The organism is Curtobacterium sp. YR515, from assembly GCF_900113095.1.
GTDB lineage: Bacteria > Actinomycetota > Actinomycetes > Actinomycetales > Microbacteriaceae > Curtobacterium.
On the sequence record NZ_FOOD01000001.1, the window covers coordinates 89,855 to 111,716 of the forward strand.

At 71.1% G+C, this 21,862-nt stretch carries 21 protein-coding genes; 2 read left to right on the forward strand and 19 right to left on the reverse strand.

What is annotated here, in order from left to right:
* Genes hisH through BM028_RS00465 form a run of 4 tightly spaced genes read right to left on the reverse strand, consistent with a single transcriptional unit; the run spans position 1 to position 2,780 of the window.
* On the reverse strand, positions 1-642 hold the full coding sequence (hisH, locus tag BM028_RS00450; protein WP_070416498.1) for an imidazole glycerol phosphate synthase subunit HisH: 642 nt from the start codon (positions 640-642) through the stop codon (positions 1-3).
* Positions 639-1,241 carry an imidazoleglycerol-phosphate dehydratase HisB gene (hisB, locus tag BM028_RS00455; RefSeq protein ID WP_092383942.1) on the reverse strand — a complete coding sequence of 201 codons (603 nt, stop codon included), beginning with the start codon at positions 1,239-1,241 and terminating at the stop codon, positions 639-641. Before hisB ends, hisH begins: the two co-directional genes overlap by 4 nt.
* The gene (locus BM028_RS00460; protein WP_092383944.1) at positions 1,238-2,362 is read right to left on the reverse strand and encodes a histidinol-phosphate transaminase; all 1,125 of its coding nucleotides are present in this window, start codon (positions 2,360-2,362) and stop codon (positions 1,238-1,240) included. Before BM028_RS00460 ends, hisB begins: the two co-directional genes overlap by 4 nt.
* Positions 2,363-2,414: 52 nt before the next feature.
* The gene (locus BM028_RS00465) at positions 2,415-2,780 is read right to left on the reverse strand and encodes a LysM peptidoglycan-binding domain-containing protein (RefSeq protein ID WP_070416501.1); all 366 of its coding nucleotides are present in this window, start codon (positions 2,778-2,780) and stop codon (positions 2,415-2,417) included.
* Positions 2,781-3,017: 237 nt separating this feature from the next.
* On the opposite strand from BM028_RS00465, the gene lexA reads away from it, so the two are divergent.
* Positions 3,018-3,662, forward strand: coding sequence for a transcriptional repressor LexA (gene lexA, locus BM028_RS00470; RefSeq protein ID WP_070416502.1), 645 nt, complete (start codon positions 3,018-3,020; stop codon positions 3,660-3,662).
* A gap of 184 nt (positions 3,663-3,846) precedes the next feature.
* Here the strand turns inward: lexA and hflX are convergent, their stop codons facing one another.
* A complete protein-coding gene (hflX, locus tag BM028_RS00475; RefSeq protein WP_070419127.1) occupies positions 3,847-5,385 on the reverse strand; it encodes a GTPase HflX in 1,539 nt (512 codons plus the stop codon).
* Positions 5,386-5,446: 61 nt separating this feature from the next.
* On the opposite strand from hflX, the gene BM028_RS00480 reads away from it, so the two are divergent.
* Positions 5,447-6,061 (forward strand): class I SAM-dependent methyltransferase, encoded by a 615-nt coding sequence (locus BM028_RS00480; protein WP_092383946.1) that lies wholly within the window; start codon positions 5,447-5,449, stop codon positions 6,059-6,061.
* A 341-nt stretch (positions 6,062-6,402) separates the two neighbouring features.
* Here BM028_RS00480 and dapF read toward each other — a convergent pair whose 3' ends face one another.
* The 14 genes from dapF to BM028_RS00550 all read right to left on the reverse strand — a co-directional run bounded on the left by dapF (position 6,403) and on the right by BM028_RS00550 (position 21,838).
* Positions 6,403-7,293, reverse strand: a complete 891-nt coding sequence (gene dapF / locus BM028_RS00485) for a diaminopimelate epimerase (protein ID WP_070416504.1) — start codon at positions 7,291-7,293, stop codon at positions 6,403-6,405.
* On the reverse strand, positions 7,290-8,231 hold the full coding sequence (gene miaA, locus BM028_RS00490) for a tRNA (adenosine(37)-N6)-dimethylallyltransferase MiaA (protein WP_092384848.1): 942 nt from the start codon (positions 8,229-8,231) through the stop codon (positions 7,290-7,292). The genes dapF and miaA overlap by 4 nt, the downstream gene beginning before the upstream one ends.
* 34 nt (positions 8,232-8,265) lie before the next feature.
* On the reverse strand, positions 8,266-9,765 hold the full coding sequence (gene miaB / locus BM028_RS00495; protein ID WP_092383948.1) for a tRNA (N6-isopentenyl adenosine(37)-C2)-methylthiotransferase MiaB: 1,500 nt from the start codon (positions 9,763-9,765) through the stop codon (positions 8,266-8,268).
* A 29-nt stretch (positions 9,766-9,794) separates the two neighbouring features.
* A complete protein-coding gene (locus tag BM028_RS00500) occupies positions 9,795-10,661 on the reverse strand; it encodes a regulatory protein RecX (protein WP_092383950.1) in 867 nt (288 codons plus the stop codon).
* Positions 10,658-11,725: a recombinase RecA gene (gene recA / locus BM028_RS00505; RefSeq protein ID WP_092383952.1), complete on the reverse strand. Its 1,068-nt coding sequence runs from the start codon at positions 11,723-11,725 to the stop codon at positions 10,658-10,660. Before recA ends, BM028_RS00500 begins: the two co-directional genes overlap by 4 nt.
* 262 nt (positions 11,726-11,987) lie before the next feature.
* Positions 11,988-12,212, reverse strand: a complete 225-nt coding sequence (locus BM028_RS00510) for a DUF3046 domain-containing protein (protein ID WP_022907383.1) — start codon at positions 12,210-12,212, stop codon at positions 11,988-11,990.
* Positions 12,213-12,312: 100 nt separating this feature from the next.
* Positions 12,313-12,621: a helix-turn-helix domain-containing protein gene (locus tag BM028_RS00515; RefSeq protein WP_058742950.1), complete on the reverse strand. Its 309-nt coding sequence runs from the start codon at positions 12,619-12,621 to the stop codon at positions 12,313-12,315.
* Positions 12,622-12,775: 154 nt separating this feature from the next.
* Positions 12,776-13,351: a CinA family protein gene (locus tag BM028_RS00520; protein WP_302847533.1), complete on the reverse strand. Its 576-nt coding sequence runs from the start codon at positions 13,349-13,351 to the stop codon at positions 12,776-12,778.
* On the reverse strand, positions 13,324-13,977 hold the full coding sequence (gene pgsA / locus BM028_RS00525) for a CDP-diacylglycerol--glycerol-3-phosphate 3-phosphatidyltransferase (protein WP_083294987.1): 654 nt from the start codon (positions 13,975-13,977) through the stop codon (positions 13,324-13,326). The genes BM028_RS00520 and pgsA overlap by 28 nt, the downstream gene beginning before the upstream one ends.
* On the reverse strand, positions 13,974-16,916 hold the full coding sequence (locus BM028_RS00530) for an FtsK/SpoIIIE family DNA translocase (RefSeq protein WP_092383956.1): 2,943 nt from the start codon (positions 16,914-16,916) through the stop codon (positions 13,974-13,976). Before BM028_RS00530 ends, pgsA begins: the two co-directional genes overlap by 4 nt.
* Before the next feature lie 83 nt (positions 16,917-16,999).
* Positions 17,000-18,244, reverse strand: a complete 1,245-nt coding sequence (locus BM028_RS00535; RefSeq protein WP_092383958.1) for an ABC transporter permease — start codon at positions 18,242-18,244, stop codon at positions 17,000-17,002.
* Positions 18,241-18,987, reverse strand: coding sequence for an ABC transporter ATP-binding protein (locus BM028_RS00540; RefSeq protein ID WP_092383960.1), 747 nt, complete (start codon positions 18,985-18,987; stop codon positions 18,241-18,243). The genes BM028_RS00535 and BM028_RS00540 overlap by 4 nt, the downstream gene beginning before the upstream one ends.
* Complete coding sequence (locus BM028_RS00545; RefSeq protein WP_092383962.1) at positions 18,984-19,985, reverse strand: permuted SH3 domain-containing protein; 1,002 nt, start codon at positions 19,983-19,985, stop codon at positions 18,984-18,986. Before BM028_RS00545 ends, BM028_RS00540 begins: the two co-directional genes overlap by 4 nt.
* A 176-nt stretch (positions 19,986-20,161) precedes the next feature.
* Positions 20,162-21,838 carry a ribonuclease J gene (locus BM028_RS00550; protein WP_070416509.1) on the reverse strand — a complete coding sequence of 559 codons (1,677 nt, stop codon included), beginning with the start codon at positions 21,836-21,838 and terminating at the stop codon, positions 20,162-20,164.
* Positions 21,839-21,862: the final 24 nt, after the last annotated feature.

A 21,862-nucleotide genomic window follows, 5' to 3' on the forward strand; every position in this document is an offset into this window, starting at 1 on the left:
TCAGAGCGACTGCACCCAGTTGCGGAGCAGTCGGATGCCCGGCTCGCCGGACTTCTCGGGGTGGAACTGGGTGGCGGTGAGCGGACCGTTCTCGACCGCGGCGACGAACCGCTGCCCGTGCTCGGCCCAGGTCAGGCGCGGTGCGCGGAACGGCCCGTACGCCTCGAGCGGGAAGTCGGTCACGCCGTACGAGTGCACGAAGTAGAAGCGCTCGTCGTGCAGGCCCTCGAACAACACCGAGTCCGCAGGAGCGTCGACCGTGTTCCACCCCATGTGGGGCAGGACGTCGGCCTGGATCTGCTCGACCGTGCCCGGCCACTGACCGAGCCCCTCGACGTCGGCACCGCGCTCGATGCCGCGCGAGAAGAGCACCTGCATGCCGACGCAGATCCCGAGGACCGGACGGCCGCCGGCGAGACGGTGGTCGACGATCTCGCCGCCCCGGACGCCCTCGAGCTGCTCGACCACGGCTCCGAACGCCCCGACGCCGGGGACCAGCAGCCCGTCGGCCCGGAGCGCCGCCTGCTTGTCCGACGTCAGGGTGACGTCGGCGCCGGCGCGTTCGAGGGCCTTGGCGGCGGAGTGGACGTTGCCCGACCCGTAGTCGAGGACGACGACGTTCGGCTTCGCCCCGGCGGTCACAGCGTGCCCTTGGTGGACGGGATGCCGTCCACGCGGGGGTCGAGTTCGACCGCCGTGCGCATCGCCCGGGCGAACGCCTTGAACTCGGCTTCGGCGATGTGGTGCGGGTCGCGGCCCTCGAGCACGCGGACGTGCACCGTGATGCCGGCGTTGAAGGTGATCGCCTCGAACACGTGGCGGACCATCGAGCCGGTGAAGTGGCCGCCGATCCGGTGGAACTCGAAGCCCGCGGGCTCGCCGGAGTGCACGAGGAACGGCCGGCCGGAGACGTCGACCACGGCCTGGGCGAGCGCTTCGTCGAGCGGAACGAGGGCGTCCCCGTACCGACCGATGCCGCCACGGTCGCCGAGGGCCTGCTTGAGCGCCTGGCCGAGCACGATGCCGGTGTCCTCAACGGTGTGGTGGACGTCGATGTGGGTGTCGCCGGTCGACCGCACGCGGAGGTCGATGAGCGAGTGCTTGCTGAACGCCGTCAGCATGTGGTCGAAGAACGGCACGCTCGTCGAGATGTCGGACGTGCCGGTGCCGTCGAGGTCGAGTTCGAGCTCGATGCTCGACTCGCTCGTGCTCCGGCTGATCGTGGCGGTGCGCGCGGTCATGCTGCAACCCTAACCGGCGGCTGATCGGCGGCGACGCGGCGCATGGCGTCGAGGAACACGGTGGTCTCCTCTTCCGTGCCGGCGCTCACCCGCAGGTGGTTCGGGATGCCGAGGTCGCGCACGATGACGTCCTGCTCGAGCAGCGCTTCGAACGCGGCGTGCGGGTCGGCGACGCCGCCGAACAGGACGAAGTTCGACCACGTCTCGTACGTGCGGTAGCCCATCGCCCGGAGTTCGGTCACCATGCGGTCGCGCTGCTGCGTGATGTCGTCGACCATCGCGAGCATCGCGGGGGCGTGCCGGAGCGCCGCCACCGCTGCCGCCTGGGTCAGGGCGGAGAGGTGGTACGGCAGCCGGACGAGTCGGATCGCGTCGATGACGGCCGGGTGGGCGGCCATGTAGCCCACGCGGGCACCGGCGAACGCGAACGCCTTGCTCATCGTGCGGGACACGATGAGACGCTCCCGCCCGGGCAGCAGGGTGACGGCGCTCGGGGCGTCGGCAGGCATGAACTCGGCGTAGGCCTCGTCGACCATCACGATGCCGTCGGTCGCGGCGTAGGCGGCCTCGATGGTCTCGATCGGGAGCGGCGTACCCGTGGGGTTGTTCGGCCCGCAGAGGAACACGATGTCCGGCTGGTGCTCACGGATGGCGGCCACTACCGTCTCGGGCGCGATGCGGAACTCGTCGTCGCGCTGCGCCGGGATCCAGGTCGTGCCGGTGCCCGACGCGAGGATCGAGTGCATCGAGTAGGTCGGGGGGAACCCGAGCACGGTGCGACCCGGCCCACCGAAGGCCTGGAGCAGCTGCTGCAGCACCTCGTTCGAGCCGTTGGCCGCCCAGATCTGCTCCGGACCGAGCGCCTGCCCCGGCGCGAGGTCGCGCTGGAGGTAGTCCGCGAGGGACTGCCGCAGCTCGGTGAACTCACGGTCGGGGTAGCGGTTCACGGTCGTCAGCGCCTGGCGGATCGACGACACGATGTCCTCGGCGACGTCGGCCGGCACCGGATGCGTGTTCTCGTTGACGTTGAGCTGCACGCGCACGTGCTTCTGCGGGGCGCCGTACGGGCTCTGCCCGCGCAGGTCGTCTCGGATCGGGAGGTCTTCGAGCGTGAATGCCACCGATCCATCGTAGGCCGCTCGAACGGCATGGTGACCGGCCGTCCGGACGGTGCTAGTGCGCGGCGGTGTACTGCGCCGGGATCGAGATCTCCTGCCCGGCCTGCAGCCCGGAGCCGTCGAGCGCGTTCAGGCTGACGACGTCCTGCACGAAGTCGCGCGGGTCGGCGTTCGGGGCGGTCTCTTCCGCCAGCTGCCAGAGCGTCTCGCCCGGCTGGATGGTCACGGTCTCGAAGTGGGCGTGCGACTCGGTGTTGCCGGCCGATGCCTGTCCGCCGTTCAGCACGGCGAGTGCCACACCGATCAGCAGCGGGATCGCGGCGAGCGTCGTCAGGACGACCCGGCCGCGACGCGTGAGGCGCAGGCGCGTACGCACGGCGGGCGCGGTGCGCTGGATGTCAGCGATGGCGATGGTGCTCATGTCGTTCTTGCCTTCCCGTTCGGGTGAACCGAAGTCCTGTACCGAACATAGTTTCGAATGACGAGCCGCACAAGTCCTGCGCGGAGATTTCTGGGGGGTTTTCTGCCGACACGCTCGAACAGGTGTTTGTCCGGCGATGACCGGTCGGATACTGTTTCGATCGACTGGGACAAGTCAAGCGGGCACCACCGACATTCCCGCGGGCACGGTCCCGGCACCGACGAAGGGCGAGACGACGTGGCGGACGAACTGCGGGGCCAGAAGCCGCTGACGGCGAAGCAGCAGGCGATCCTCGACGCGATCCGTGCGTCGATCGCCAGCCGGGGCTACCCGCCGAGCATGCGTGAGATCGGTGACGCCGCGGGCTTGTCCTCGCTGTCGAGCGTCTCGCACCAGCTCGGCCAGCTCGAGCTCGGCGGGTGGATCCGCCGCGACCCGAACCGCCCCCGCGCGCTCGAGGTCCTCGTCGACGAGCCGACCCCCGACGTCGAGGGCCCGGACGTCGACGCGACGACGCTCGTCCCGCTCGTCGGTCGGATCGCCGCCGGTGTGCCGATCACGGCCGAGCAGCACGTCGACGAGATCGTGCCGCTCCCCCGGCAGCTCGTCGGCACGGGTGACCTCTTCATGCTCAAGGTCGTGGGCGAGTCGATGATCGACGCCGCGATCTGCGACGGCGACTGGGTGGTCGTCCGGTCGCAGCAGACGGCCGAGAACGGTGACATCGTCGCCGCCATGCTCGACGAGGAAGCGACCGTCAAGGTCTTCCGCCAGCGGGACGGCCACACGTGGCTGCTCCCCCGCAACACCGCGTTCGAGCCGATCCTCGGCGACGCGGCCACCGTGCTCGGCAAGGTCGTGGCGGTCCTCCGCTCGATCTGACGGCGCAGGCGCCGCGTGCCTCTGCGCCGGGCACAACCAAAGCCGGTTCGAACCACACGATCACGTGGTTCGAACCGGCTTTCGTTGTGCGGCGCCGAACGGAACCGCGCAGCCGCGGTGGGTGCGGGGCGGGCGTTCGCCGCGCCTCCTGGACCGCACGCCGCGCGTCAGCGCAGGGCGCGCCTCAGGACGCGACGGGCGCGACCACGAACGGGTCGAGCTCCGCGACCTGCCGCTGGAACACGCGCACCCGCAGGCGCGTGCCGTCCTCGACGTAGTCGACGGTCTCGACCGCACCCGCGTCGTGCAGCGACGACACCAGGTCACCGCGGTCGTACGGGACAACGACGGTGAGCTCGACGTCGGGTTCGGGGAGGCGGGCCTCGATGACGTCGAGGAGGTCCTGGATGCCCTCGCCCGTGCGCGCCGAGACGAACACCGCGTCCGGCACGAGGCCGACCAGCACGAGCCGCTGCGACTCGTCGATGAGGTCGGCCTTGTTGAAGGCGACGATCTCGGGGATCTCGCGGGCGCCGACGTCGCCGATGACCTCGCGCACGGTCGCCAGCTGGGCGGCCGGGTCGGGGTGCGAGCCGTCGACCACGTGCACGATGACGTCGGCCTCGCCGACCTCTTCGAGGGTGGAGCGGAATGCCTCGACGAGCTGGTGCGGCAGGTTGCGCACGAAGCCGACGGTGTCGACGAAGGTGAACTCGCGGCCCTTCGCGCTCTCGGTCCGGCGGACCGTGGCGTCCAGCGTCGCGAAGAGCTGGTTCTGGACGAGCACGCCGGCGCTCGTCAGTCGGTTCAGAAGCGAGGACTTGCCCGCGTTGGTGTAGCCGGCGATCGCGACGCTCGGGACGTCGTTGCGGTGTCGGTCGGCCCGCTTCGCCTCGCGCGCGGGGCGGAACCCGGCGATCTGGCGACGGAGCTTCGACATCCGGGTGTGGATGCGACGACGGTCGAGCTCGATCTTCGTCTCACCGGGACCACGCGAACCCATGCCCGCACCGCCGGACACCTGACCACCGGCCTGGCGGGACATCGACTCACCCCACCCGCGGAGTCGCGGCAGGAGGTACTCGAGCTGGGCGAGTTCGACCTGCGCCTTGCCCTCGCGGCTCTTGGCGTGCTGGCTGAAGATGTCGAGGATCACGGCCGTCCGGTCGATCACCTTGACCTTCACCACGTCCTCGAGCGCGCGGCGCTGGGACGGGGCGAGTTCGGTGTCGGCGATGACCGTGTCGGCGCCGGTGGCCTTGACGACCATCGCGAGCTCTTCCGCCTTGCCCTTGCCGAGGTACGTGGAGGGGTCGGGGTTCGGCCGGCGCTGCAGGAGCCCGTCGAGCACCACGGCACCCGCGGTCTCGGCGAGGGCGGCGAGCTCGCGCAGGGAGTTCTCGGCGTCCGAGGCGTCGCCGTGCGGGTACACCCCGATCAGGACGACCTGCTCGAGCCGGAGCTGCCGGTACTCGACCTCGGTGACGTCCTCGAGCTCGGTGGAGAGGCCGCCGACGCGGCGGAGGGCAGCCCGGTCTTCGCGGTCGTACTGGTCGCCGTCGCCCGTCCAGGCGTGGTCGTCGACCGATCGGGTCTGGATCGCCTGCGCGGGGGCGAAGATCGAAGAGCTCGCGCGGGAGTCGGCGTTGCGCAGGACCCGCTCGACGACACCAGCAGCGCTGTCGTCGGTGGTCTCTGCGTCTCGGTTCGTGGTGTCCGTCATCTTCTCCACAGGGTACCGCTCGGGGCCTCGGGACACACGGGGTTGCCGGTACGGTTCATCCATGGCGAACGACCACTACTTCTCCGCGAACCCGTCGTCGGACACCCGCGAACGCCAGATCCACGTCACCCTCGCCGGTCGCCCGCTCACGCTGACCACCGCCGCGGGGGTCTTCAGCCCGGACGGGCTCGACCGTGGCACGCGGGTGCTGCTCGGCTCGGTGCCGCCGCCCGCGCACGAGGGGGCACTGCTCGACGTCGGCTGCGGCTGGGGTCCGATCGCCATCACCATGGCCCTCGACTCCCCCGCCGCCCAGGTGTGGGGCGTCGACGTGAACGAACGGGTGCTCGGTCTCGCCCGTGCGAACGCTGCTGCTGCGGGGGCCGACAACGTCACCGTCGCACTGCCGGACGAGGTACCGGCCGACCTGCGGTTCCGGACGATCTGGTCGAACCCGCCGGTCCGGGTGGGCAAGGACGAGCTGCACCAGATCCTGCTGACGTGGCTGCCCCGGCTCGAGGTCGGTGGGGACGCGTGGTTGGTCGTGTCGAAGGACCTCGGGGGCGATTCGCTGCAGCGGTGGTTGCGGGAGTCGCTCGACGCGGGGTTCCACGTGTCGCGGGCGTCGACGGACAAGGGGTTCCGAGTGCTGCGGGTGCACCGCGCGGCCGAGTAGGCGGCGCGTGCGCGCGTGCCGCGTGCCGTCGCCGCGCGGGGCGCGCGGCTGGCGCCGTCGCGCGGCTGGCGCCGTCGCGCGGGGCGCGCGGTCCGAGTGGAACCACGATTCCGACATCGAACCAGCGCACGCGGGCAGTTCGATGTCGGGAACGTGGTTCGACACGTCACGCGACCGGCCAGCGCGGCCAGCGGGCCGCAGCCAGCCAGCGCGGCCAGCGCGCCGCAGTCGGCCAGCGCGACCAGCCCGCCCGTCCGCACCACGGCAGTGGTCAGGAGGCGCGACCCACGTGACGAGCGTCGGCCGCCGAACCGCGCCTCCTGGCCGCAGCCCAGCCCGGCTCAGACCGTCAGGTCACCCGAGAAGACGAGTTCCGCCGGCCCGGACAACGCGACGTGCTCGCCGTCCTCCGCCGCGAAGATGCGAACCGTGACGACCCCACCCGGCACGCGCACGCGCCACGTGTCCGGCGCCCCGTTGCCCGCCCAGTACCGCGTCGCGAGGGCCGCGGCGACGGCCCCGGTACCGCACGACAGGGTCTCGCCGCTGCCGCGCTCGTGGACGCGCATCGTGATCTGACCGACGCCGTCCTGCACGAGCGGGTCGCCCGGCAGCACGAACTCGACGTTCGCTCCGGCCGCGGGGACCGGATCGAGCACCGGCACGTACGTGAGGTCGACCTCGGCGAGTTCGTCCTCGGTCGCGACGGCGACCACCACGTGGGGGTTGCCGACGTCGATGCCGAGCCCGGGGCGTGCACCGTCGAGGTTCTTCGCCCGCACGAGCACGTCGTCCGCGCCGCCGCCCTCGATCCCGAGCCCCCAGCGCCCGAGGTCGGCGGAGAAGCCGTTGGTCGTCCGCTGGATGTCGACGAGTCCCTTGCGGCTGCCGACCGTCAGGGTCTCGCCGGGGGTGAGGTCGACGAGCCCGGACTCCGTGAGGTAGCGCGCGAACACGCGGATGCCGTTCCCGCACATCTCGGCGACCGTGCCGTCGGCGTTGTGGTAGTCCATGAACCAGGTCGCCGCGGGGTCCTCGGCGACGAGCGCCTGCCCTTCCGGCAGCGCCTCGGACCGGACCGCCCGGATGACGCCGTCGCCGCCGACACCGAACCGGCGATCGGCGATGGCGCGGATCCGCTCGGGGGTCAGGTCGACCGATGCGTCGGGGTCGGCGAACAGGACGAAGTCGTTGCCGGTCCCCTGGCCCTTGGTGAAGTGCAGCTCGGTCACGGGACGATCCTACGGGCAGCCGCTGTCAGCGCAGCCCGGTCCGCGCCGGTGACGTCGAGGAGTTCCGCGTCGGCGTACCGCCGGAACCACGACACCTGCCGGCGGGCGTACTTGCGCGTCGCGATGCCCGTCGCCTCCACCGCCTGGTCGACGGTCGCGTCCCCGCGGAGTACCTCGAGCGCCTGCGAGTACCCGATCGCCGCCCGCGCGGTCCGCCCCGACTCGAGGCCCTGCTCGCGCAGCCCACGGACCTCCTCCACGAGACCGGCGTCGAACATGCGCGCCGCGCGCTCGTGCAGCGCGGCGACGAGCTGCGCTCGTTCGCGGTGCAGGTGCAGGATCCGAGCGGGTCGCCAGGCGCGGGGCGCGGACGGGAGGCTCGGCGTGACCACCTCGGATCGGCTCGCGATCTCGAGTGCACGGATCAACCTCCGCGGGTTGCGTGCGTCGATGGTCGCCGCGGCCGCCGGGTCCAGACCGCGGAGTCGTTCCAGCAGGATGCCCGGCCCGAGTTCCTCGTGCTCGCGCTCGAGGTGGGCGCGGAGCTCGGGGTCGGTCCCGGGGAACGCGAGGTCGAAGAGCACGGCCGAGACGTACAGCCCGCTGCCGCCGACGAGCAGGGCGACGTTCCCGCGGCCGTGGATGGCGTCTATCTCCGCCCGCGCATCACGCTGGTAGGCGGCGACACTGGCCTCGTCCGTGACGTCGAGCACGTCGAGCTGGTGGTGCGGGATGCCCCGGCGCTCCTCGACGCCGAGCTTCGCGGTGCCGATGTCCATGCCCCGGTAGAGCTGCATGGCGTCGGCGTTGACGATCTCGGCGGGGCGGCCTGCGGCGCGGAGGCGTTCGGCGATCGCGATCGCGAGGTCGGACTTGCCGGTGCCGGTCGCCCCGACGACGGCGATCAGGTCGCCGCCGGGGTCGGGGTCGGCGCGCACGGGGCCCACGGGCTCCTCGCCGACGCGCTCCTCGTCAGCGGCCGACACGGAGGCTGGGCAGACCGAGCGACACCGGCCGCGGGCCGTCGGTGGCCCCGGCGGAGGCCGGCGTCGGGACGCCACAGCTCTCCGCCTGGGCACGGTCCCACGCGTCGCCCGCGCGGGTCCGGCGGATCCGCAACGGTGCGTCCCCGTCGGCGATCAGGAAGTGCGGGGCCGAGCGGGTGACCTCGACGGTGACGACGTCCCCGGGGCGCGGCACGTCCGATCCGCCCGGCACCGAGAAGTGCACGAGTCGGGAGTCCTCGGCGCGGCCCGACAGCCGGTGCGTGGCGTCGTCCTTCTTGCCCTCACCGGTGGCGACGAGGACCTGGACCGTACGCCCGACCTGCTTCGCGTTCTCCTCTGCCGTGATGTGTTCCTGCAGGGCGACGAGGCGCTCGTACCGCTCCTGCACGACCTGCTTCGGCAGCTGCTCGTCCATCGTCGCCGCGGGCGTCCCCGGCCGGATCGAGTACTGGAACGTGAACGCCGAGGCGAACCGCGACTGCTCCACGACGCGCAGGGTGTCCTCGAAGTCCGCGTCGGTCTCGCCGGGGAAGCCGACGATGATGTCCGTCGAGATCGCCGCGTGCGGGATCTTCGCCCGGACGCGGTCGAGGATGCCGAGGAACCGTTCGCTCCGGTAGCTGCGACGCATCGCCTTGAGGACGCGGTCCGACCCGGACTGGAGCGGCATGTGCAGCTGGGGCATCACGTTCGGCGTCTCCGCCATCGCGTCGATGACGTCGTCCGTGAAGGCGGCGGGGTGCGGGCTGGTGAACCGGACCCGCTCGAGGCCCTCGATCTGGCCGGCGGCACGGAGCAGCTTGCCGAACGCCTGGCGGTCCCCGAACTCGACGCCGTACGAGTTGACGTTCTGCCCGAGCAGGGTGACCTCGATCGCGCCGTCGTCGACGAGTGCCTGGATCTCGGCGAGCACGTCACCCGGGCGGCGGTCCTTCTCCTTGCCCCGCAGCGACGGCACGATGCAGAACGTGCAGGTGTTGTTGCAGCCGACCGAGATCGACACCCAGCCACTGTGCGTCGAGTCGCGCTTGGTCGGGAGGGTCGACGGGAAGACGTCGAGCGACTCGAGGATCTCGATCTGCGCTTCGTCGTTGTGGCGGGCACGCTCGAGCAGCGTCGGCAGCGACCCCATGTTGTGCGTCCCGAAGACGACGTCCACCCACGGTGCCTTCTCGAGGATGACCTTCTTGTCCTTCTGCGCCAGGCACCCGCCGACCGCGATCTGCATGCCGGGGTGCTCGCGCTTGATGCCCGCGAGCTGCCCGAGGTTGCCGTACAGACGGTTGTCGGCGTTCTCGCGCACGGCGCACGTGTTGATGACGACGACGTCCGCCTGCTCGCCGTCGGCGGCGACGTACCCGGCGGCCTGGAGCGACCCGCTCAGCCGCTCGGAGTCGTGCACGTTCATCTGGCACCCGTAGGTGCGGACTTGGTAGGTGCGGGGGCGCGCTGCGACGGTGGCCATGGTCGTCCCAGTGTAAAACCGTCGCGACGCTACTCGAAGCGGACGGAGCCGCGAGGTCCCGCCGGCGGACGCCCACCGCCGTCGAGCGCACGCTCGACCGCGATCCGCACGATGCCGCCGTTGTAGCCCTTGCGCATCAGGAAGCCCGAGAGCCGTCGTTCCGCCGTCGCTCGGTCGAGCCCGCGGAGCTGCCCGGCACGCTTCTGCGCGAGGTCGATCGCCCGGACGAACTCGTCGTCCTCGTCGTCGGCGGCTGCCTCGAGCGCCGCGTCGATCGCGACCTGGTCGATGCCGCGGCGCCGCAGTTCGGCGACGACGCCCTGGCGCCCCAGACCCTTGCGGTCGTGCAGGCGGTCGACGAGGTCGGTCGCGAGCGCCACGTCGTCCACGAGTCCGACGCGGGTGAGCCGCTCGATCTCGTGCTCGACGACGTCCGGGTCGAGCTCGTTCTTGGTCAGCATCGTGCGCAGCTCGGACTCGCTGACGCCCTTGCGACCGAGCGCCCGCATGCTGAGCCGCTCGGCGTCGGCACGCTGTTCGTCGATCCGCCGTGGGGCGTCCGCGGGGTCGAGTTCGGCACCGCCGTCGATCGCGAACACGGACGCCGTCGTGGCGTCTGCCGTCCGGTCGTCGTCGTAGCCGTCCTGCTCGGCACGGGCGCTGCGGCCGCTGCCGTCCCCGACGACGGGCGAGAGCCACTCCGCCTGTGCCCGAGCGCCCTGGATCGGCAGCGGGACCGGCGCGTCGGCGTCGGCTCCGCCGCCATCAGCCACGGCATCCGTGTCGCCCGCCGTGTCCGGCCCAGCCGCGGATCGGCGACGAGACCGCGCACCGCGCGCACCGAACAGGTCGGTGACCGGTGCGAGGTCCTCGTCGCCGTCGTGGTCGGTCGTCACGCGCCCTTGCGCTCCGCGATCTTCGGCGCGATCGACTCGACGGGAGCCTCGACCGCGTCAGCCGACGCACCGCCGACACCGAGCTTGGCGAGGATCTTCCCCTCGATCTCAGCAGCGATCTCGGGGTTCTGGATCAGGAACGACCGCGAGTTCTCCTTGCCCTGCCCGAGCTGGTCGCCGTCGTAGGTGTACCAGGCACCGGACTTCTTGACGATGCCGTGGTCGACGCCGAAGTCCAGCAACGAGCCCTCGCGCGAGATGCCCGTGCCGTACAGGATGTCGAACTCGGCCTGCTTGAAGGGCGGGGCCATCTTGTTCTTGACGACCTTGACGCGGGTGCGGTTGCCGACCGCGTCGGTACCGCTCTTGAGCGTCTCGATGCGACGGATGTCGAGGCGGACCGACGCGTAGAACTTGAGCGCCTTACCGCCGGCGGTGGTCTCGGGGCTGCCGAAGAACACACCGATCTTCTCGCGCAGCTGGTTGATGAAGATCATCGTGGTCTGCGTCTGGTTCAGGCCACCGGCGAGCTTGCGGAGTGCCTGCGACATGAGGCGGGCCTGCAGACCGACGTGCGAGTCACCCATCTCGCCCTCGATCTCGGCGCGGGGCACGAGCGCCGCGACGGAGTCGATGACGACGAGGTCGATGGAGCCGGAACGGACGAGCATGTCGGCGATCTCGAGCGCCTGCTCACCGGTGTCCGGCTGGGAGACGAGCAGCGCGTCGATGTCGACGCCGAGCTTCTTCGCGTACTCGGGGTCGAGCGCGTGTTCCGCGTCGATGAAGGCCGCGATGCCGCCGGCGCGCTGGGCGTTGGCGATGGCGTGCAGCGTCAGGGTCGTCTTACCCGACGACTCCGGGCCGTAGATCTCGATGATGCGGCCACGCGGGAGCCCGCCGATGCCGAGCGCGACGTCGAGGGCGACCGAACCGGTCGGGATGGTGGCGACGGGGGCGCGCTCGTCCGAGCCGAGGCGCATGACCGTGCCCTTGCCGAACTGACGGTCGATCTGGGCGAGAGCGGTCTCGAGGGCCTTCTCGCGGTCCTGGGGTGAGGGCATGGTGTGCTTCCTTCGTGCTCGGTGTCGGCCGCCTGTAGGCTGTCGCGTCCACCCGGCCGGTGGTGCAGGGCCGGTGCTTCAGCGACAAGGCTTCGGGCTGTTCCCGTTGACTCGAACCTAGGGCGGGCCACCGACATCACTGCCGACGACCGCGCGATCTGTGGACGAACTCTCCGGACAGCGCCGCTGTGGAGGAAGCTACCACCGATCGAACACCCGTTCGAGCAACACGCCGAACAGAGTTTCGGACGGAGACCGCGCGTCAGTCCCGCGGTTCCGCCAGCCCCTTGCCGTGCCGCTTCTCGAGCGGGACGTCCTGCGACTCGCACAGCGCCTCCCACACGCGGCGCGCATCGATGCCCGCGTCGAGCGCCTCGGCCGCCGAGCGTCCGCCGAGTTCCTCGAGCACCACGTCACGACTGACGACGGCACCGTAGGCATCGCCGAACACCTGGTCGACGGCCCGCCAGAACTCACTCACACGCATCATCCCAGCGTAACCGCGCCGCCCCGCCGCCAGAGCACGGCCCCGGAACGCCGAACGCCCCCGCTGGCGGACCAGCGGGGGCGTTCGGGAAGCGGTGGCGTCAGCGCACCGCGAGGTCGTTGTCGAACTCGGCGACGAGGTCGTCCGGGAGCGTGTCGGGCACCGGGGTGAGCCCCTCGACCACCGCGAGACGGTCGCCGACCTCACGCATGATGGTCGAGATGGGGGTGTCCAGCGCGTCCGCGACGGACGCGAGGATCTCCGAGCTGGCTTCCTTCTGCCCACGCTCGACCTCGCTGAGGTACCCGAGAGCCACGCTGGCCTTGGACGCGACCTGACGGAGGGTCCGGCCCTTCTGCAAGCGGAAGTCCCGCAGAACGTCGCCGATCTCCTGACGAACGAGAACCATGAGAACTCCTCCTCTCTGTCGTCTCCGCGCCCGCTCGGTCCGGATGGCCGAGTTCGGGTTCAGCAACAGTAGCGTTGCCGGTTGCAGCATGCTAACCACGCCGGCTGCTCTACTGCTGGAGATTGCGTGAGATGTAACCCAGTGGAAACGGGACCTATTCCCGGGCCCGGATCGTGGACGACATCCGTGCCAGGAGTTCGGAGACGGTCGCCCAGCGGATTGCATCGCGGTCGCCGTCGAGGTGCAACTCGTACGCCTGGGCACCGTCGGCGTCCGCGATGCCGACGAAGACCGTCCCCACCGGCTGGCCGTCCTGCGGGTCGGGTCCGGCGACACCGGTCGTGCTGATGCCCCAGGTCGCGGGTGCTCCGTCGACCGCGAGTGCTGCTCGCACGCCCGAGGCCATCTGCCGAGCCACCTCGGGGTCGACGGCACCGTTGGACGCGAGCAGCGCCGACGAGACGCCGAGCACGGTGTGCTTCACGGGCGTCGCGTAGGCCACGACTCCCCCGCGCACCACGGCGCTGGCACCCGGCACGCCGACGAGGGTCGCGACGACGAGTCCACCGGTGAGCGACTCCGCCACGGCGACGGTGTCGCCCCGTTCGGTCAGGCGCGCGACGAGGTCGCGAGCGGCCGTCCGGACGTCGGGTCCGGTGTCGTGTCCTGGAGGCGCGGTGCCGGTGGCGTCGTCGGCCGCCGTCACGCGGTGGTCCGGTTGTGCTTCCACGCCTGGTACAGGTAGTCGATCCCGCTCAGGATGGTCGCCAGGAAGGCCGCGGTCATCAGGATGCCGTTCACCCAGTGCGCCCAGTCCCCCACGAGGTTCCACCACGGGAAGAGCGCGGCGGTCAACGCGACGGCCTGCAGCACGGTCTTGATCTTGCCGCCCCGGCTCGCCGGGATCACCCGGTCCGAGAGCACCGCGAACCGGAAGACCGTGATGCCGATCTCGCGCACCATGATCAGCACGGTCACGTACCAGGGGAGCTCCCCGAGGATCGACAGCGCGACGAGCGCACCGCCGATGAGGACCTTGTCCGCGATCGGGTCGACGAGCTTCCCGAAGTCCGTGACGAGGTTCTGCCGGCGGGCGATGATGCCGTCGGCGCTGTCCGTGACGATGGCGACCACGAACACGACGGCCGCCCAGATGCGCAGCGGCCCGTCGGTGCCGGCGTCCGTCAGGAGCAGCACGAAGAACAGCGGCGCCATGAGGATGCGCACGACCGTGATGATGTTCGCGACGTTGCCCGTCGACGCCGGGCCGGGGCCCTTGCGCAGGAGTCGTCCGCGCCACGGGAAGCGTGCGCCGTGCGTGGTCTCCGTGCTGTCCGAGGCGGTCATCGCACTCACTCCCTGCCCGTCAGTCCCCACGCGTCCTCATCGGGCTCGTCGTCTGCTTCATCGTACCCGCGCGTCATGTCCGCAACCGGGTCGGCACTGTAGCGGTCGCCGTCGTCGGTCGGGGCCGACGCCGGCGCCGGCGCCGCGGGAGCCGGACCGGCAGCGGGGGCGGCCGGGGCAGCACCCGCTGGTGGCTCCTCGCCCCGGAGCTTCGCGAGCACGGCCGGCAGCTGGTCGGTCGTCACGAGGACGTCGCGCGCCTTCGAGCCCTCGGACGGCCCCACGATGTCGCGGGACTCCATGAGGTCCATCAGACGGCCGGCCTTGGCGAACCCGACACGGAGCTTGCGCTGGAGCATCGAGGTCGACCCGAACTGCGTCGACACGACCTGCTCGACCGCCGCGAGCAGCAGCTCGAGGTCGTCGCCGATGTCCGCGTCGATCTCCTTGCGCTCGACCACGGCCTGGACGTCCTGGCGGTACTCCGGACGGGCCTGGCGGGTGACGTGCTGGACGACCTCGGCGACCTCGCTCTCCTGCACCCAGGCACCCTGGACGCGGAGCGACTTCGACGACCCCATCGGCAGGAAGAGCGCGTCGCCCTGCCCGATGAGCTTGTCGGCGCCCGGCTGGTCGAGGATGACCCGGGAGTCGGTGACGCTGGTCACCGCGAAGGCGATCCGCGACGGCACGTTCGCCTTGATGAGCCCGGTGATGACGTCGACCGACGGACGCTGCGTCGCGAGCACCAGGTGGATACCGGCGGCACGGGCGAGCTGGGTGATGCGGACGATCGACTCCTCGACGTCACGCGGCGCGACGAGCATGAGGTCGGCGAGCTCGTCGACGACGACGAGCAGGTACGGGTACGGCTTGAGCTTCCGCTCGCTGCCGGCCGGAAGGACGATCTCGTTGTTCGCGATCGCCTTGTTGAAGTCGTCGACGTGCCGGAACCCGAACGACGCGAGGTCGTCGTACCGCATGTCCATCTCCTTCACGACCCACTGCAGCGCCTCGGCCGCCTTCTTCGGGTTCGTGATGATGGGCGTGATGAGGTGCGGGACGCCGGCGTAGATCGAGAGCTCGACGCGCTTCGGGTCGACGAGGACCATGCGGACCTCGGACGGCTTGGCGCGCATGAGCAGCGACGTGATCATCGAGTTGATGAACACCGACTTGCCGGACCCGGTGGAGCCGGCGACGAGCAGGTGCGGCATCTTCGCGAGGTTGGCCACGACGAAGCCGCCCTCGACGTCCTTGCCGACGCCGATCGTCATCGGGTGCTTGGACTTGCGAGCGGCGTTCGAGCGCAGGACGTCACCGAGGGAGACGGTCTCGCGGTCGGTGTTCGGGATCTCGACGCCGATCGCGCTCTTGCCCGGGATCGGCGACAGGATGCGGACCTCGTTCGAGGCGACCGCGTACGACAGGTTCTTCGACAGGGCGGTGACGCGCTCGACCTTCACGCCGGGGCCGAGCTCGATCTCGTACCGGGTCACCGTCGGCCCACGGGAGAACCCGGTGACCTTCGCGTCCACCTTGAACTCGGTGAGGACGCTCGTGATGGCGGCGACGATGTCGTCGTTCGCCTGGCTGCGTGCGACCGACGGCGTGCCGGAGCTCAGCGTCGTGGCGGCCGGCAGCCGGTAGGGCGCGGCCGGGTCTTCATCGGGGCCGGCCACCGGGGGCAGGCCGTCCGTGTCGTCGGCGGCGTCGACCGCGAGGTCCTCGGCCGGGAGCGACGGCGACACCACCGGCGACACCGAGGCGTCCGGGCGGACGACCTCGGCCGGCGCGGGGCGTTCCGGCACCGGGGTCCCGAAGTCACGCAGGGCCTGTTCGGCGATCTGCAGGTCCTGTTCGACCGAGTCGTTGAGGTTGACCGAACCGGGCTCGGCCGGCGTGTGGTCGACCAGACCGGCGGCGGCACCGGCGTTCGGGCCGGGTGCCGGCGCGGCTGCGGCGGCCGGGGGCACGGCCGACGTCGCACCGCTGATCACGGGGCTGTCGTACGCGGGGTCCTCTTCGCGACCGGACTTGTTCCGGCGCCACCACGGGATGGTCCCGCCCTCGGCGTCGGACTCGGCGGCCTTGTCGTCCTCGAAGCCGAGGTCGTCGAACAGCTGGAACTCGGTGTCGCCCTTCGCGCCGCGCTTCTTCGTCGGCTTGGTCCGTGCGGCGGGCGCCTCGGCGACGGGCTCGTCCGTCTCCGTCGCGGGGGCCGGCGCGCCGAACAGGTACGCGTAGAGCTCGTGCAGGCGCCGACCGATCTTGTTCGGCGGCGTCTTGGTGATGATGAAGAGCGAGAGCACGAGCAGCAGCACTGCGACCGGCACCGCGACCCACTCGGTGGCGACCGCGACGAGCCAGGCGATCACGACCCAGCCGATGACACCGCCGGCGGTCGCCAGCGCGGGCATGCCGTCCGAGGCGCTCGGCTGCCCGCCGAACACGTGGCAGAGCGCCGCGATGGACACGAGCAACAGGCCGAGACCGATCCCGATCCGGGTGTTGTCGTGCACGGACGCCGGGTGCCGGAAGAGCCACCCGGCGAAGACGACCATGATGACGGGCAACGCGAAGGCCAGCCGGCCGAAGAGCCCGCCGAACGTGTACGCGTCGAGCGCCACCGAGACGGCGTTCGACGGGTTGAGCCACTCGACCACCGCGCCGGCGACCGCCAGCACGAAGAGCAGGAACGGGAACCCGTCGCGCCGCTGGTCCTTCTCGAGCGTCTCCGTGCCGAGCAGGCGGAAGACCGCGCCGACGCCGTGCGCCATCGCGAGCCAGAACGTCACGAGGGGGTTCTGTTCGCGGAAGACCGGGGTCGGTGCGGCCTGCGGCAGCTTCTTCGTCGTGGCCTGGGTGCGCGACGAGCCACGCGTCCCGCTTCCACGGGACGACGAGGACGCGCGCGAGCGCGTGGTCGACTTGGTGCCTCCGGCCATGGGCAGAACCCTAATCCCCCCTCAGGACAAACCGAGCGCGGCCCGCCGCAGCATCCGCGACGGATGCCACGGCGGGCGCGGTGTCAGTACCGGATCGCGTCGATGACCTTCACCCGGACCGCGAGCACCGCGGGCAGGAAGCCGGCGAGCGCGCCGACGAACACGGCCGACCCGACGCCGATGAGCGCCGCCTCGAGCGGGAACGGCGCCCCACCGACCTCGACCCCGCTCGTGATCAGTCCGCGCACGGTGTCGTTCCCGAGGACCGCGGCGCCGACCATCACGCCGATGCCGCCGGCCACCGCGGTGCCGAGGACGTTCTCGAGCAGGACTGCCACGAAGATCCGCCCCGCCGAGGCGCCGACGCCACGACGGATGCCGATCTCACGGATGCGCTGGCGGACGCTCACGAGCGACACGTTGAGCAGGCCGAGGCCTCCGAGCACGAGGACGAGCACCGCGACGCCAGCGATGACGTAGCGCATCGCGCCGAGCGGGTCGCCGTCCACCGAGCCCGCGGCGTCCATGCGGCCGGCGTCCACCGACACGTCGCCACCGACCGCACGCTCCGCGTCGCTGGCGATCCGGTTCGCGAGCGCCTTCGCACCGTGCTCGGGGATCCAGACCTCGAACGTCCGCTGGTTGCCGTCGTCCGCACCGGGCGTGACGCTCGCCGTCGCGACGGAGTTCGCCAGCTGGTAGAACATCGGGTCGGTGTCGTACTCCGACGACACGTACTGCCCGATGACGACCGCGGTGACGCCGGGGGTGCCCGGCATCCGGACGGTGGGGTGCGTGACCACGTCCGCGCCACCGAGCCGGTCGAGGAACGCCTGGTTGACGACGATCGCCGGTGCCAGGCGGTCCCGGTCGGACTCGGAGAACCAGTCCCCCGCGGCGATCCGCAGCCGGTGGATCTCGGCCCACGGCGGGTCGACCGTCATGCCCTGGACCTCGGCGACACCGTCCGGGAACTGGATGCGACGGGACGTGTACGACGCCTCGGTCGCGTACTGCACGTCGTACCGGTCCGCGGCCGCGCGGAGTTCCCGGTCGACCGCGTCCGCCGTGGCCGCCGCGGCCACACCGGTGCCGTCGCCGGAGCCGGGCGTCCCGGTGATGCTGTAGGTCGCGGGACGTCCGCCGTACTGCTCGTTGAACGCCGCCGTCACGCGCTCCGCGAGCGACCCGAACCCGACGACGACGGCGAGCGAGGCCACCGCGATCGTGACGCCGACGAGGCTGAGCACGACCCGGCCACGGTGGACCCGGAGTTCCTGCCAGGACTCGACCAGCGTGCCGACGACGGTCGTCACGACCCGGTTCACGGCGTCACCCCGACGACCTCGGCGGCGATCCCGGCGACGGACACGTCCGTGGGGTCGACGACCAGGCCGTGGTCGATGCGGTGGACGACGTCCGCTCGTGCGGCGACGGCGGCGTCGTGGGTGATCGTCACGAGCGCCGCCCCGGTCTCGCCGGCGACGGTCTCGAGGAGCTCCATCACGACACGACCCGTGTCGACGTCGAGTGCACCCGTCGGTTCGTCCGCGAGGATCAGGCGCGGTGCACGCACGAGGGCACGTGCGATCGCGACGCGCTGCTGCTCACCACCCGAGAGGCGGTGCGGCTGCGTGTCGGCGCGGTCCGCGAGTCCGACCCGGTCGAGCATCTCGAGCGCGAGCCGACTCCTGGCCCAGAAGGCGCGTCCGGTCGCGTAGAGCAGGGGGACCTCGACGTTCTCGAGCGCGGTGCGCCCCTGCAGGAGGTTGAACTGCTGGAACACGAACCCGACGTCCTCCCCGCGGATCCGGTCCCGCCGGAGCGACCCGGCACGACCGACGTCGACACCGCCGAACTCGTGGACGCCGTCGGTCGGGGTGTCGAGCAACCCGAGCACGTTGAGCAGGGTGGACTTGCCCGACCCCGAGCGCCCGACGATCGCGACCCGGCTACCCGCGTCGACGTCGAGGTCGACGCCACGCAGGATCTCGAGCTCGGACCCGTCCGGGAGCTCGACCGACTTGCGCAGCCCGCGCACTCGGACGAGGGACGCTGCCCGCGCGCTCATCCGACCACCACGGAGCCGTCGTCGGCGAACTCGTCGCCCTCGACCTGCTCATTGCCCGGGACGAACTGCAGGACGGTGTCGCCCTCCGACAGCCCCGACCGGACCTCGACGCTCTCCCCGTCGTTGAGGCCGAGCGCGACGGTCTTCTCGGCACGCTTGCCGTCCTCGCCCACGACCGTGACGACGCCCTTCTGCGCCGTGCCCTGCACCGCGGTCGTCGGGAGCGTCAGGACGCCCTCCGCCTTCCCCGCGGGGACCGCGACCGTGACCTCGAGTCCGGGGAACACGGTGACCCCGCTCGGCACGTCGCACGCGAGTTCCGTGCCCCCGGCCGAGGCATCACCGGAGCCGTCGTCGCCGGCGTCGCCGTCGTCCGCGGAGGACGCCGCAGCACTCGTCAGTGTGAGGTGGGTGCAGGTGAACGGCGCCGGGCCGTCGGTGACCGTGACAGTCGCCTCGGACGGACGCGAGGTGAGGCGGTAGAGCTGGGCGGCGTCGAGGGTCGCGGTCGCCCGGTAGGCCTCCGGTGCCACGCGTGCCACGGTGTCGCCGATGGCCACGGGCTGCTTCGTGACGAGGTCGAGTCCGGACACGGTGCCGGACGCCGGCGCGACGACGGTCGAGAAGGTCACGGTCGGGGGCAGCGGTTCGCCGTCGTCGGTCGTCCCCGTCGACGGGGTCTCGACCCGGACGTCGATCACCGGGGCGCCCTGCTCGACGTGCGCGCCGTTGCCGGCGAACACCTTGTTCACCGTGCCCTCGACCGAGGAGCGGACGGCCGTGGCGGCCACCGACCGGATCGTGCCGGTCGCCTCGACGTCGTTCACGATGTCGCCGGTCGCGACCGTGACGGTCGGGTCCTCGATCGCGCCGGTCGGGACGGTCTCCTCGCCCTCGGGCTGGGCTGCGAAGAACGCGAGGCGGACGAGGGACACCGCGATGGCGGCGAACACGAGGAACTTGAGGCCGGGCCACACCCAGCGACGCAGGACAGTCACCCCGGAACACTATTGTCTGACATACCGACAGAAGATCATCCTGTGGGATGAAACCGGTCAGCCGACAGGCCGGAACGTGCCAGGAGGCGCGGTGCACGTCCGTCAGGAACGTGCACCGCGCCTCCTGGACACGGCCACTGCGACCACCGCGACGTGCGCGGTGGTCGCGACGAGCACTACGCCTCGATGACCACCGGCACGATCATCGGACGACGACGGTGCTTCGTGTTCACCCACCGACCCACGGTCCGGCGGACGACCTGCCCGAAGGCGTGCCCGTCGCGCGTGCCGTTCGCGGCCGCCTCGGCGAGCGCCTTCGCGATCTGCGGACGGACGTCGTCGAAGACCGAGTCGTCCTCGGCGAAGCCGCGCGACTGGATCTCCGGGCCGACGACGCACTGGCCAGTGGTGAAGTCCACCGCGGCGAAGATCGAGATGAAGCCCTCTTCCGCGAGGACCCGGCGGTCCTTGAGGTCGGCGTCGGTGATCTCGCCCACGGTCGACCCGTCGACGTAGACGTACCCGATGTCGAGCTGGCCGGCGACCCGGACCTCGCCGTCCTTCAGGTCGACGACGATGCCGTCCTGGCCGAGGATGACGTTCCGCGGCGGCACACCGGTCTGGATCGCGAGGTCCGCGCTGGCGTACAGGTGGCGGTGCTCGCCGTGCACGGGCAGCACGTTCTTCGGCCGGAGGATGTTGTAGCAGTAGAGCAGTTCGCCGGCCGACGCGTGTCCGGAGACGTGCACCTTGGCGTTGCCCTTGTGCACGACCTTCGCGCCGAGCTTGGTGAGCCCGTCGATGACGCGGTACACGGCGTTCTCGTTGCCCGGGATCAGCGACGAGGCGAGGATGACGGTGTCGCCCTCGCCGATCTCGATCTGGTGCTCGAGGTTGGCCATGCGCGCGAGCACGGCCATCGGCTCGCCCTGCGACCCGGTCGACATGTAGACGATCTGGTCGTCGGGGACGTTCTTCGCCTTCTTCGTGTCGATGAGCACGTTCTCGGGCACCCGGAGGTAGCCGAGGTCGGCGGCGATCGTCATGTTGCGGATCATCGAGCGGCCCATGAACGCGACCTTGCGGTTCGCGGCGGCGGCGGCGTCGAGGACCTGCTGCACGCGGTGCACGTGCGACGAGAAGCTCGCCACGACGACCTTCTTGCGGGCGCGCGTGATGATGTTCTCGAGCACGGGTCCGATGTCGCGCTCGGGCGCGGTGAAGCCCGGCACGTCGGCGTTGGTCGAGTCCGGCAGGAACAGGTCGACGCCCTGCTCCCCCAGGCGTGCGAAGGCACGGAGGTCGGTGATGCGGTCGTCCAGCGGGAGCTGGTCCATCTTGAAGTCGCCCGTGTGCAGGACACGACCGGCGGGGGTCGTGATCGCGACGGCGAGGGCGTCCGGGATGGAGTGGTTGACGGCCACGAACTCGAGGTGGAACGGGCCGAGCTGCTCGGTCTGGTCCTCGGCCACGACGAGCGTGTACGGCTTGATCCGGTGTTCCTTGAGCTTCGCCTCGACGAGGGCCAGGGTCAGCGTGGAGCCGATCAGCGGGATGTCGTCGCGGAGCTTCAGCAGGTACGGGACGGCGCCGATGTGGTCCTCGTGGCCGTGCGTGAGCACGACACCGAGGACGTCGTCGAGGCGGTCCCGGATCGGCGCGAAGTCCGGCAGGATCAGGTCGACCCCGGGCTGGTGCTCCTCGGGGAAGAGCACGCCGGCGTCGACGATGAGCAGCTTGCCCTCGTACTCGTACACGGTCATGTTGCGACCGATCTCGCCGAGTCCCCCGACGGGGATGACGCGGAGGGTGCCGGCTTCGAGCGGCTGCGGTTCGGAGATCTGTGTGGGCATTCGGTCCTACGGATTCGGGCGACG